The following is a 12367-nucleotide window of genomic DNA, read 5'->3' as shown; positions in this document are numbered from 1 at the left end:
TTCCCGAAGTGGAAAGCGGAGAATAAGCGAAGCGGAAAAGAAAAGGGTTGGATGTTGCGTGAGCCGCCAGCCCTTCGGCCAACACCCATTCAACACTCAACCCTCAAAATTCAACACTACTTAGGGAGCCTGCGGCGATAGCGCCACAGCCAGCAGCCGTGCCCGGAAAATCTCGCCGGCGCGAATGCCCGCCAACAGGCGTGGCGCGGCCAGCTGCCAGCGCAGCGTAGGCAGCCACAGGGTGGCGGTGGCCGGCAAAGGCAGCCAGGCGGTGCCCAGCGGGGTTACAAAATGCTTGACCGTGCCGGTGGCTTCGAGCAGCACTTTTTGCTTGACGACGGTGGCGCGGGTGGGCGCAGCCCAGCGCGTTTCGGCCTTGCCCAGGGGGCGCAGCACGCTCACGGCCCGCTGGTTCAGGCCCAGCACCAGCAGCACCGTGGCGGCAAGCCAGGCGAAGCGGAGCGAAAACCAAAAACGAGCAATCAGTTGGGACATGGCGGCAAACGGGGTCTGCAAAGATACCACTTTGCTGGAAAAGCCAGCAAGTGCGCCTTTAATCCAGTTTGAGGTCCATAAACCGCACTATTTCAGCGCTTCAAACGAATACTGCGCATCGGCCCAAAACGCATCCAGCGCCACGAGCCGGGGCTTGAAGAACGAAATCAGCGCCGGCCAGTCGTCGCGGCTGAAGAGGTTCACGCCTGGCAGGTCGTGGTAGATGCGGCTCAGCGGCTGGCCCTGGGCATCGGTGGCATCGGCCTCCCAGGCCCAGGTTTCGCCCAGAGTTTCGTGCAGCAGGGTTTTCAATTCCAGAAACTGCTCCCAGAACAGCTCGCGGATGCCCGCGTCGGGGTGCGTGAGCTCGATGCCGATGCTGGCCCGGCGGTTATCGGCCTGCATGCGAAAATACACGTTTTTGACGCCCGTCTTGTAGTTTATCCAATTGGTGGTGTCGCCCTCAGCCGAGGGTACCGGGGCCATATATTGCCCAAATGCCGTCCAGAACGCCTGGCGCAATCGGGTGATTTCTGCTTTGCTATACATTCGATAGAGTGAGGACAAAAAAAGAACGTCATGCTGAGCGCAGCCGAAGCATCTCTGCCGCAATAGTAAACCCACTCGCTGGGTTAGTTGTGCGGTAAAGATGCTTCGACTGCGCTCAGCATGACGTGCCGGCGGTGCGGTTCGTTGCCAGTGCTGCTTACAGCGGCGTGGCCCACCAGCCGGCTTCGTTGTTCTGAATGGCCACACCACCGGCGTTGTGGTAATATTCTTCCACGCACTCCCGGAAGCCCGGATTGTAGGTGCTGGCAAAGCACACGGCGTGGTCGGCCACGGGCAGCGGGCCGGTGTGCACAGCAAACACGCTGCCGCGCTCGGCCTTGGTGATGATGAGGTAGGTGGTGTCGCTCAGCTTGCGGGTCGACTCTTCAAACGCCTGGTCGTACTCCTTGTCGGGCGTCACGGCCACGCGTAGGGCCGCGTTTCCCGGCGGGTGTTGCAGCACGCCGGACTGGCCGTTTTTGTCACAGCTGCTCAGCGCAGCCAAGCCTGCCACTGCCAGCGCCGCTAGTTGAAAAGAACCTTTCATCGTTGTAAGAATAGCGTGTAAACGAGGGTTATACGGAGCAATTTATCTCTGGGCCAACCCGACTTGGTTCGGCCGCAAGGATGATTTGTGGGTCCAATATAATCTATTTTAACTGCTACTTTGATGAAGTTGGCAAAAAATAACTGACCAGCTTAGCCCGCTGCTTTGCGCAGCCCCGGCCTGCTAGCGCTTTTTCACCGTCCGCCAAAGCCCTTATTCTTCGGCGTTCACCTTGGTGCGCAGGAAGCCCACCAGCACCTCCAGCCCGCGCTCAAAATGGCGGTTGTTGGGAATCACGATGTCGGCGTAGTGCTTGTAGGGCGCGATGAACTGCTCGTAGGTGGGCGCTACGTGGTGCGTGTAGCGGTAGAGCACGTCGGCTAGGTCGTAGCCCCGCTCGTCGCGGTCGCGGATGATGCGGCGGTGCAGCTTCACGTGCTCCTGGGCATCGATGTACACCTTCAGGTTGAGCAGCTTGGCTATTTCCTCGAAATGAAACACGAAAATGCCCTCCACCACCACAATGGGCGCGGGCCGGAACACCAGCTCCTGCGGCGTCACAGCCGCATTATTGAAGGTGTATTCCTTGCGGCGCACCTCGTGGCCCTGGCTGATGCTGAGCACGTCGGCGGCATAAGCGGCGGCGTCGATGCTGGCGGGCAGGTCAAAGTTTTCCACCCCCATGTCGTCGCGCAGCTGCTTTTCGCGCGGGTGGTAGTAATTGTCCTGCGAGATGAGGCAAATCTGTTCCTCCGGGAATGCTTCCAGCAGCCGGCGCAGGAAGGTGGTTTTGCCAGAAGCGCTGCCGCCGGTAATGCCAATTAAGTAGGGGGTCTGCATAGCAGGCAAAGGTAGTTTGGGGACGGGGAATATGAGATAGGGGAGATAGCAGGTGCTAAGACGAACGTCATGCAGAGCGTAGCGAAGCAACTTTACCGGGGCGAGTAATCCAATCGACAGGATTAGTGACTGCGGGCAAGATGCTTCGCTGCGCTCTGCATGACGTTCATGCCTGCGTGTTCCTATTCCTCATTCAAAAAAGCCACCAGCCCGGCCACGGCCCGCGCCCGGTGGCTGATGCGGTTTTTTTCGGTCCCGCTCATTTCGGCGAACGTGCGGCCATCGCCCTCAGTGGGCGCAAACACGGGGTCGTAGCCGAAGCCGCCGGTGCCCCGCCAGTCCTCCGTAATAAGGCCCGCCACTTCGCCCGCAAACTCGTGCATGGTACCATCGGCCCCGGCCAGCGCCACCACCGTGCGGAAGCGCGCCGACCGGTCGGGCTGGCCGGCCAGTTCCTGCAGCAGCTTGGTTACGTTGTCTTCGGCCAGGCGCTGGGGGCCAGCGTAGCGGGCCGAGTACACGCCCGGCTCGCCATTCAGCGCCGTCACTTCCAGCCCGGTGTCATCAGCGAAGCAGGCCACGCCGTAGTGCTGGCGCACGTATTCGGCTTTCTGGCGGGCGTTGCCTTCCAGGGTGTCCTGGGTTTCGGGCAACTCTTCTTGGCAGCCGATGTCGGCCAGGCTCAGCAGCTCAATGCTGGCCGGCAGCAGCGGGCGAATTTCATCGAGCTTGTGGGCATTATTGGAAGCGAAGCAGAGGCGCATTGCAGGAGATTCGTGAAACAAGACAGATGAATAGCAAAGCACAAAAGAACGTCATGCTGAGCTTGGCGAAGCATCTCTACCGCGCAATTAATCCTTCCGATTGGATTACTACTACGTTAGAGATGCTTCGACTTCGCTCAGCATGACGTTTTGAATTAGCCCGTTCTGATTAAGAAGCAACCTACCGGAACATCGACTTAATAGTGCCCCAGGAGCGCTGCACGGCGCTGGGCGTGCCGGCCAGCACGGTGAGGTAGCTTTGGTCGGCCCCGGGGCCGCGCACGGTGAGGCGGTAGGTGTAGGGGCCATTGCCGGCTGACGGCGGCGCGGGCGTGGTGCCGCCGGTGGTGCGGTACACGTTGGCGTCGAGGTACTGGTAGTGCCGCATGCCGGTGGCAGCGGTGGTATTTACTATAGTATAACTGGCTTCGGTGGCACCCTTGCGGGCCAGCTCGAAACCGGTGACGTCGGTTTCAGAATTCACTTCCCAGTCAATCCGCACGAGGGTGCCGGAGTAGGCGGCCGTGAAAACCGTGAGCGTGGCCGCGTACACTACGGCCGCGCTCCACAGCACCAGCAGCAGCGCTACGGGGCCGGAACGGCGCAACAGACGGCGAACGAGTACAGATTTCAGCACACGCAACGGGCCGGCCCCGAGTGTGGGCCGAATTCAAATGTACAACCTTTTCAGAAAGTCAACAAGCTCAGGCGCACGGGGTGGCGCGGCCGGCTGTGGCGAAAATATTGGACGCAGAGTTGGGTATTTCCGAGCTAAGCCGTACTTTTGCAGTCCCTTCCGCAAAATCGGCAGGGTTCAACCGGTAAAACCGACCTCTCGATATGAAAAAGGACACCCACCCCGAGTACCAGGAAGTCGTATTCCAGGACTCCTCTTCGGACTTTAAGTTCATCACCCGCTCGACGATGAAGCCGACCGACACCATCACGATGGAAGACGGCAAAACGTACCCGCTGGTGAAAATCGAAGTAAGCTCTGCTTCGCACCCCTTCTACACGGGCAAAAACATGTTCATCGATACGGCCGGCCGCGTGGAGAAATTCCGCAGCCGTTACGCCAAGAAGGAGCAGAACAGCGCCAACAAAGAATAGCTTTTATCAGCTGTTAGCTTCCAGCTAATAGCCGTTAGCTTTTTAAGAACTCCTTTCGGTTTCGCCGGAAGGAGTTTTTTATTGGCCCTCGGCCAAGCCGCTTGCCGTAAATTTGGGCCTGTTTCAAAAGAAGCTAACAGCTAACGGCTATTAGCGAATAGCTTAAGAAAAATGCACGTTCTCCTCTTCGACGACCCGGCCATTCGGCCGCACCTGCTGCCTTTCACCTTCACCCGGCCCGTGGGGGCGCTGCGCTGCGGCATCCTCACCATTGCTGAGAAGTGGCAGCGGCATCTGGCCGCGCCCACCGTGGGCTACCTCACGCAGCCGTACCTGCAAGCCAAGTTCCCGGTGTGCGCCGATGGCGTGGTGACCGGCCCGGCGCTGGTTATCAACGGCGCGGTGTGCCCCGATGCGGTGCTGGTGAAGCAGGTGCTGGCGCTGCAGCCCGGCCAAGGCCTGTATTGCGACGAGCTGCTGGTGGCGGCCCACCTCGCCGATGCCTCGCTGGTAGCCGAGCTGGTGCAGGATGGGTTGAAAGAAGAAAAGCAGGTGGCCGAGCCCGTGACGGTGATTGACCGGCCGTGGCAGCTGTTTCTGCGCAACGGCGTGGAAATTCGCCGCGACTTCGCGCTCCTCACCAAAGGCCGCACCTCGCAGCCGGTGAATGACGCGCACACCATTGTGTACGGGGCCGAAAATATTTTCATTGAAGAAGGCGTGAAAATCCGCGCCGCCATTCTCAACGCCGAGGACGGCCCGATTTACCTGGGCAAGAATTCGCAGGTACACGAGGGTGCTATCATCAAAGGGCCGCTGGCGCTGTGCGAGGGCTCGCACATCAACGCCGGAGCCAAAATGCGCGGCGACAACACCGTGGGGCCGTTCTCGAAAGTGGGGGGCGAAGTGGGCAACAGCATCCTGCTGGGCTACTCCAACAAGGGCCACGACGGCTACCTCGGCAACTCCGTCATCGGCGAGTGGTGCAACCTGGGGGCCGATACCAACACCTCAAACCTCAAAAACAACTACGCGCCCGTCAAAATCTGGAGCCACGCCGCCAAGCGCTTCGTGGACACCGGCCAAACCTTCTGCGGCCTGATGATGGGCGACCACAGCAAGTGCGGCATCAACACCATGTTCAACACCGGCACGGTGGTGGGCGTGGGGGCCAATATTTTCGGGGCCGGCTTCCCGCGCACCTTCATCCCGAGCTTCAGCTGGGGCGGTGCGGCGGGCTTCGAAACCTTCAAGCTGCCCAAAGTGAACGAGGTGGCTGAGCGCGTGATGGCCCGGCGTGGCCTGCCGTATGATGCGGTTGAGCAGGGGATTATGAAGGTAGTATTTGAGGCGACGGAAGAGGACCGGGTTTGGGAGAAAGCCAAAGCATGACCTTCGCTGATATCCCCAACCAGTCTGCCGTCAAAGCCCTGTTGCGCCAGTCGGTGCAGCGGCAGCACGTGGCGCACGCCCAGCTTTTCCGGGGGCAGGAGGGCGGTGCGGCACTGGCGCTGGCCCTCGCCTATGCCCAGTTTCTGAACTGCGAGGACCGCGCCGCCGATGCCGAGGATAGCTGCGGCCACTGCCCGGCCTGCACCAAAACGGCCAAGCTGGCGCACCCGGACCTGAACTTCATCGTGCCCGTAACCACCACCAAAACGGTGACCAAGGACGCGGTGAGCAGCAAGTTCATGGCCGAGTGGCGAGCATTCGTACTCGACAACCCCTATCAGGGCCTCAACGACTGGATGCAGCACATCGGGGCCGAAAACAAGCAGGGCAACATCAGCAAGGACGAAGCCGTGCAGATTCTGAAGCTGGTGAGCCTGAAGGCCTTCGAGGCCCGCTTCAAAATCGTGATTCTCTGGCTGCCCGAGCTCATGCACCCCGCCGCCGCCAACGCCGTGCTGAAACTGCTGGAAGAGCCGCCGCCCGCCACCATTTTCCTGCTCGTCAGCCACGCGCCCGAGCAGCTGCTGCCCACCATCATTAGCCGGGTGCAGCCAGTGGTGGTGCGCCCGTTTTCGGAGGACGACATCACCGCCTACCTGCGCGATGAATACCAGGTGCCCGAAGTGAAAGCCCGCCAGGTAGCCCAGCTGGCCGAAGGCAGCCTCGGCGCGGCCATCGCCAGCCGTGATGCCAACGCCGACCACGATTACTTCGAATTCTTCCGCGACTGGATGCGCCTGTGCTTCAGCTACGGCAGCAAGGCGGCCGATATTCTCAAGAAAAGCGAGGAATTCCAGAAGCTGGGCCGCGAAAACCAGAAGGAGTTGCTGAGCTACTCACTGGGTTTGGTGCGCAAGGTGCTGCTGTTCGGCATCGACCCAAAATTCGTCCCGCATCTGGCCAATGGTGAGCAGCAGTTCGTCACGGGCTTCGCCAAATTTGTGACCCCGCGCAACGCTGATTTATTAACCAAAGAGCTGACCGACGCCCACTACCACATCGAGCGCAATGCCAACGCCAAAATGGTGTTCGTGGATAGCTCGCTGCGGTTAGGCGGTTTTTTACGAGTTTGAGTGAATAAAACCACGGTCATGCTGAGCGCAGTCGAAGCATCTCTACCGCGCAACTAAATCAATTTTGGTGTAACGAAGCGGTAGAGATGCTTCGACTGCGCTCAGCATGACGTTCCAAATAACAACTGCCTGATTATGACCATTCGCCTCGCCACTCGCGCCAGCCGCCTTGCCCTTTGGCAGACGGAACACGTCGCCCACCTGCTGCAAAAGGCCGGTTTCGAAACCGAAATCGTGCCCATGCAAACCACCGGCGATGCTGTGCAGGACCGCAGCCTGGCCAAAATCGGCTCTAAAGGCGTGTTCACCGAAGAGCTGGAAGCCAGCCTGCTGCGCGGCGAAACCCACCTCGCCGTGCACTCGGCCAAGGACGTGCAAAGCAGTATTCCGCGCGAGCTGGAGCTGCTGGCCTTCCTAGAGCGCGAGCGGGTGAACGACGTGGTACTGAGTTTCGACGAAAAATTCTCGCTTGATAAGCCCGGCATCGTGCTGGGTACCAGTAGCACTCGCCGCAAGGCCCAGCTGCGCCGCTTCTACCCCAACGCCACCACTGCCGAAGCCCGTGGCAACCTCCAGACCCGTCTGCGCAAACTGGAAGAGGGCCAGTTTGATGCGCTGGTGCTGGCCTTCGCCGGCGTGCACCGCATGGGCTACGAGCACCTGGTGCGCCACACGCTGCCGGCCCACCAGTTTGTGCCCGCCACCGGCCAGGGCAGCATCGCCATCGAGTGCGCCGCCGACCTGGACGAAGCCCTGAAAGCCCGCCTCAAAGCCGCCCTCGACCACCCCGCCACCCACACCTGCCTGCTGGCCGAGCGCGCCTTTCTGCACACCATGGAGGGCGGGTGCAGCATTCCCTCCTTCGCCCTCGCTACCCTTGATGGCGGCCGCCTGCGCCTGCACGGCGGCCTCATCAGCCTCAACGGCGAGGAGTACGTGGAGGAAATCCAGACCGTCGAGACAGCCGCTGACGCCCGCGCTTTGGGCATATCGGTGGCCGATGCCGTGCTGGGGCGCGGCGGACGCGAAATCCTGGCCAGCATCCGCGAGCACCGCGGCTAAAGCGCTTGGTTGCGGCCTGCAAATCCATGTAGTTTTGGGGCATTGTTCCCGTTATTCCTGACGTTGTTCTTATGAAATCCTTTCTTTTTTCCTGGGCTGGCACCGTATTTCTGGCCCTGTTGTGGCTGACCTCTCCCACGTTCGCGGCGGATAAACCGGCCAAACATGCCAAGCATAAAAGCAAGGATGAGGTCGTGACCATCACCACGGCCCAGGGCGTTATTCGCCTGGTTTTGTTCGATGACACGCCCCTGCACAAAGCCAATTTTCTGAAGAAAGCCCAAAGCGGATTCTACAACGGCACCTCATTCCACCGCATCATCGAAGGGTTCATGATTCAGGGCGGCGATGCTAATTCCAAGGATGCCGACCCCGGCAACGACGGCCTCGGCCAGCCCAACGAAGGCACCATTCCCGCCGAGCTCGCGCCCGGCCACCAGCACAATTACGGCTCTGTGGCCGCCGCTCGCATGGGTGGCCCGGCCGGCACGCCCAGCAGCATCACCCAGTTTTATCTGGTTGAAAACCACGACGGCGCTCATTTTCTCGACGGCCAGTACACCGTTTTCGGCCAGGTAATCCAGGGCCTCGACGTGATTGATAAAATTGCCAAGCTCCCCAAAGACGGCCGCGACCATCCGCTGGGCGATGCCAAAATGACCATGAAAGTGGAGAAGATGAAACGCAAGAAAATCACGAAGGAATACGGCTACACCTATCCGTAACCGATTGCAAAGGCGCACTGCATGAAAATCCTTCTCACGGGTTCCAATGGCCTGCTCGGCCAGAAGCTGGTGGCCCTGTTGCGGCAGCAGCCTGATGTAGAGCTCGTGGCCACGTCGCGGGGAGTCAACAAGTTGGCCGGCCTCTACTCCGATGTTCGCTTCGTGCAGCTGGATGTGAGCGATGCCGCCCAGGTGCAGCAGGTGCTGGCCCGGGAGCAACCCACGCACCTCATCCATACCGCCGCCATGACCAATGTGGACGAGTGCGAACTCAACCGCGAAGCCTGCTGGCAGCACAACGTGACGGCCGTCGAAAACCTGGTGGCGGCCTGCGCCCGGCAGCATATCCACCTCACGCACCTCAGCACCGACTTCATTTTCAGCGGCGAAACCGGTCCATTGGCCGAGGACGCCGCTCCGGGGCCAGTCAATTTCTACGGCGAAAGCAAGCTGGCTGCCGAGCAGGCCGTGCAGGCCAGCGCCGGCCCCTGGGCCATTGCCCGCACCGTGCTGGTGTACGGCGTGGCCCACAACTACGGCCGCACCAACATCGTGCTCTGGGTGCGCGACTCGCTGCGCGCCGGCAAGCCCATCAAAGTAGTGGCCGACCAGTGGCGCACACCCACCCTGGCCGAGGACCTGGCCCAGGGCTGCTGGCTGCTGGCCCACCATAATGCTCAGGGAATCTACCACATCAGCGGCGCGGAAATGCTCACGCCCCACGCCATGGCCCTGCGCGTAGCCGAACATTTTGGCCTCGATGCAGGCCTGATTGAGCGGGTAGATGCCAGCACCTTCACACAGCCAGCCCGCCGGCCCGCCCGCACCGGCTTCCTCATCGACAAAGCCCGGCACGACCTCGGCTATCAGCCCCATACCTTCGCCGAAGGCATTGCCCTGGTGAGCGCCCAAAACGAAACCACCGCCAGCTAGCGCCCGGCTCGTTTAGCCAAGGGCTGATGGCTTGGGTATAGGACAAAAAAAACCCGCCGGGGCAGACGGCGGGTTGAAACTCAGCCGGGGTAGCCGGTGAGCGGTAGATACTGGATTATGGGTAGAATATTATACCAGATGCAACAGGGTAATTAAGAGCTGGAAATTAAAAGAGGGAAAGGCGGAATAGCAGCGAAAACGCAGGCCTAAGCCTGGGGCCATACTCCAACCAGAAGCCCTCCTACCAAAACAGCGGTGCGGCCCAGTAGCGCCGCTTCACCCAAAGCCCGGGGCACTACCATTCCGTCAGGGGTGACGAAATCGATGCCTACGGAAATGGGACGAGCGGCTTCTTTCGGGGCTTTCGGCCGGCGAGGAGTGCTTAATGACGGATAGATGAGCAGGTACATAAGGATATAGATAAAACGGTGGTAGAAAAAGAAGCGCTACCTGGGGAGAGCAACGAGGGTTTTTATTAAAAGCAATACAATGTTACGGCCACTACACTGCCGATAAAAGGACATAATGGCCCTGATTGTGACATCGAAAAAGTAGCGTGGTGGAATGATTTATATCAATTATTGATTGGTAAAATCATATATGAAATAAATAATCACAGGCTGATTTTATTATAAGCAACTGTTTATTAGCGTTGTGTAATTTTTTATGTTGAGCTATTATTATTATAAAAAAACCGAATTTGTGACATAGCATCAACTGCTCAACTTCTTCTGAAGCATTAAATAAATCCCACCTATACTTGCCAAAGGCTAAGTTCTTGGATTTAATAAGCGACTTAGGGTATTAAGGCTTAATATGCTCATGGTAAGCAGCAATGAAGGGAATAATAGAACCCACCAAGCGCTGGGCTCACTGCGCACGGTGGCGAGCAGCCGGCCCCAACTAGCTACCTCCGGGGGCAAGCCAATGCCCAGGAACGACAAGGTGCTTTCCAGGCCCAGCAGGCCCGCGATGCTCAGCGGCAAGGCGGTGCGAAGCGGGTGCAGGGCATGGGGCAAGGCGTGCCGAAACCACACTTGCCCCTCCGAAAGGCCGGCTGCCCGCGCAGCTTCTACAAACGGTAAGTGGCGGACGCGCAGCATCTGGGCCCGCACCAACCGGGCCATTGGGGGCCATGTAGTGAGCACCAGCACTGCCAGCAAGCCGGGGACCGAAAGCCCGATACTGGCCACCACGGCCACTACCACAATCAGGCGCGGAATGGTGTCGAGGGCCGTGGCCGTACCCATTACCAACGCATTGACCGGCAGGGGGCAAGTAGGCAGCGGGCGGCTTCGTGAAGTTGCACTTACCGCTAGGATTGCGCCAATAAGTATTAGCCCCATCCCCAGCGTTGGAATGGGCAGCTGCAAGCCCCACCACACGCTGCCCGCACCCATCAGCCAGTAGGACAAGGGGGCCCGGGCGGTATTTCCCCAAAAGCCGGCGGCGGCCCCGGCAAGGCCCCCAACGAGTGCCGCCAGCAGGGCGGCCGGCAATGTGAGCAGCACGGCCGTGCGGGTGCCATACACCAGAATGCTAAGCACATCGCGCCCCTGCGGGTCGGTGCCGAGCCAGTGGCGGGTGGCACTAAACGGTGGCACGGTCATGTGGGCCAAATCGGGGGTGCCGGGCGGGTAGGGCAGGGGCAGCAGGGGCACTGCTGCGGCCACCAGCACCAGCAGGCCCAGCCAGCCTAACGCCAGCCGCTGCGGCCAGGTGGGGCGAAAGGAGGTCAGGACTGCCAACGGATGCGGGGGTCGGCCCAAAAATAAGAAAGGTCGGCGAGGAGCAATGCCAACAGGCGAACCGCGCCGGTGAGCAGCACGCCGCCAATGAGCACGGGATAGTCGCGGGCGGCGGAGGCTTCGGCCAGCAGGCGGCCCATGCCGGGCAGGGCAAACACCACTTCCACCACCACGGCCCCGGCCACGAGGGCCGGTAGGAATTCGGCAATCTGGGCGAGGGTGGGAAGCAAGGCATTGCGCAGCGCGTGATGCCGGACCACGGCTGCTTCGGACAGGCCTTTGGCGCGGGCCGTGGTGGCGTAGGCGGTGCCCAACTCCTGCTGCAGGGCGGCGGTGAGCTGAAGCGTGAGCTCGGGCAAGGCCGTAATGACCAAGGCTAATACCGGGAGAATCAAATGCAGAAAAACATCGGCCAAATGCTGGCCGGGGCTCGTGCTCGTTTCATCTAGTTGGCCGAAGCCGTACGCGGGCAGCCAGTCCAGCACATCAGGATTGGCAAATACCAGCAACAGCACCAGGGCCACCACAAACAGTGGGAGGCCGTGTACCACAACCAACACTACGCGCACAGGACGCTGCCACCACCAAGACGTGGCCAGGCGCTGCGCCAGCGCCAGGGCAATCAGCACCGCGAGAACGGCCGCCGTGCCCGTGAGCGGCAGCGTGAAAGCTAGGGCATGGCGCAGACGTGCGGCCACGCCCTCGCCCGTCCGAAACGAGGTGCCCAAATCGCCGTGCGCCAGGGCCCGCAGCCACTGGTGGTACTGGTTGTGGAGGCCGTGCCAGTGCCAGGACTGCATTCCGGCAGGCGAAGCCGGCTCGTGGCTCACGTAAAAAACGGGTAAATCGAGGCCGAAGCGTTGGCGCAGAGCTTGCAGCGCAGCCTGCTGGCCTTGGGGTAGCAGGGCAGGGCTGGAGCCTGTCTGGCTGGTGGCATCGGGCAGGGATAGGCGCAGGGCGGTGTCGAGGTCGTGGCGGCTCAGTAGGAACACGGCCGAGGCCAGGGCCCAGATTGCGAGGAAAGTGCGGGCCAGACGTCGGAAGATAAAACGGGCCATGCGCTATGCCA

The 12367-nt window shown here is 60.6% G+C and carries 14 protein-coding genes; 6 read left to right on the top strand and 8 right to left on the bottom strand.

Translation table 11 applies throughout. The features are described 5' to 3' along the window. Positions 1-120 precede the first annotated feature (120 nt). The 6 genes from ACYU70_RS15645 to ACYU70_RS15620 all read right to left on the bottom strand — a co-directional run bounded on the left by ACYU70_RS15645 (position 121) and on the right by ACYU70_RS15620 (position 3802). Positions 121-495, bottom strand: coding sequence for a hypothetical protein (locus tag ACYU70_RS15645; protein WP_342295273.1), 375 nt, complete (start codon positions 493-495; stop codon positions 121-123). 87 nt (positions 496-582) lie between these two features. Beyond that, entirely contained in the window at positions 583-1044 is a 462-nt protein-coding gene (locus ACYU70_RS15640; RefSeq protein WP_342295275.1) for a DUF4268 domain-containing protein, read from the bottom strand. Between the two features lie 157 nt (positions 1045-1201). Beyond that, positions 1202-1591 carry a hypothetical protein gene (locus ACYU70_RS15635; RefSeq protein ID WP_342295276.1) on the bottom strand — a complete coding sequence of 130 codons (390 nt, stop codon included), beginning with the start codon at positions 1589-1591 and terminating at the stop codon, positions 1202-1204. 213 nt (positions 1592-1804) lie between these two features. After that, positions 1805-2431 (bottom strand): uridine kinase family protein, encoded by a 627-nt coding sequence (locus ACYU70_RS15630; protein WP_342295278.1) that lies wholly within the window; start codon positions 2429-2431, stop codon positions 1805-1807. 182 nt (positions 2432-2613) lie between these two features. Next, positions 2614-3195, bottom strand: coding sequence for an RdgB/HAM1 family non-canonical purine NTP pyrophosphatase (gene rdgB, locus ACYU70_RS15625; RefSeq protein WP_342295281.1), 582 nt, complete (start codon positions 3193-3195; stop codon positions 2614-2616). A gap of 181 nt (positions 3196-3376) precedes the next feature. Continuing rightward, entirely contained in the window at positions 3377-3802 is a 426-nt protein-coding gene (locus ACYU70_RS15620; RefSeq protein ID WP_342295283.1) for a hypothetical protein, read from the bottom strand. Positions 3803-4035: 233 nt separating this feature from the next. Between ACYU70_RS15620 and ACYU70_RS15615 the strand changes: the two genes are divergently transcribed. The 6 genes from ACYU70_RS15615 to ACYU70_RS15590 all read left to right on the top strand — a co-directional run bounded on the left by ACYU70_RS15615 (position 4036) and on the right by ACYU70_RS15590 (position 9550). Continuing rightward, a complete protein-coding gene (locus tag ACYU70_RS15615) occupies positions 4036-4305 on the top strand; it encodes a type B 50S ribosomal protein L31 (protein WP_196294405.1) in 270 nt (89 codons plus the stop codon). Positions 4306-4476: 171 nt separating this feature from the next. Beyond that, positions 4477-5697, top strand: coding sequence for a GlmU family protein (locus ACYU70_RS15610; protein WP_342295287.1), 1221 nt, complete (start codon positions 4477-4479; stop codon positions 5695-5697). Further along, positions 5694-6830, top strand: a complete 1137-nt coding sequence (locus ACYU70_RS15605) for a DNA polymerase III subunit (protein ID WP_342295289.1) — start codon at positions 5694-5696, stop codon at positions 6828-6830. Before ACYU70_RS15610 ends, ACYU70_RS15605 begins: the two co-directional genes overlap by 4 nt. Before the next feature lie 135 nt (positions 6831-6965). Beyond that, positions 6966-7892, top strand: coding sequence for a hydroxymethylbilane synthase (hemC, locus tag ACYU70_RS15600; RefSeq protein ID WP_342295291.1), 927 nt, complete (start codon positions 6966-6968; stop codon positions 7890-7892). Positions 7893-7963: 71 nt separating this feature from the next. Next, on the top strand, positions 7964-8617 hold the full coding sequence (locus ACYU70_RS15595; protein ID WP_342295292.1) for a peptidylprolyl isomerase: 654 nt from the start codon (positions 7964-7966) through the stop codon (positions 8615-8617). A 21-nt stretch (positions 8618-8638) separates the two neighbouring features. Then, positions 8639-9550, top strand: a complete 912-nt coding sequence (locus ACYU70_RS15590) for an SDR family oxidoreductase (protein ID WP_342295294.1) — start codon at positions 8639-8641, stop codon at positions 9548-9550. Positions 9551-10320: 770 nt separating this feature from the next. Here ACYU70_RS15590 and ACYU70_RS15585 read toward each other — a convergent pair. Both ACYU70_RS15585 and ACYU70_RS15580 read right to left on the bottom strand, forming a co-directional pair. Then, positions 10321-11298 (bottom strand): ABC transporter permease, encoded by a 978-nt coding sequence (locus ACYU70_RS15585; RefSeq protein WP_342295296.1) that lies wholly within the window; start codon positions 11296-11298, stop codon positions 10321-10323. Further along, positions 11286-12356: an ABC transporter permease gene (locus ACYU70_RS15580; protein ID WP_342295298.1), complete on the bottom strand. Its 1071-nt coding sequence runs from the start codon at positions 12354-12356 to the stop codon at positions 11286-11288. Before ACYU70_RS15580 ends, ACYU70_RS15585 begins: the two co-directional genes overlap by 13 nt. Positions 12357-12367: the final 11 nt, after the last annotated feature.

This window comes from Hymenobacter segetis, assembly GCF_054776495.1.
This window is presented reverse-complemented; position numbering and strand designations above follow the sequence as displayed.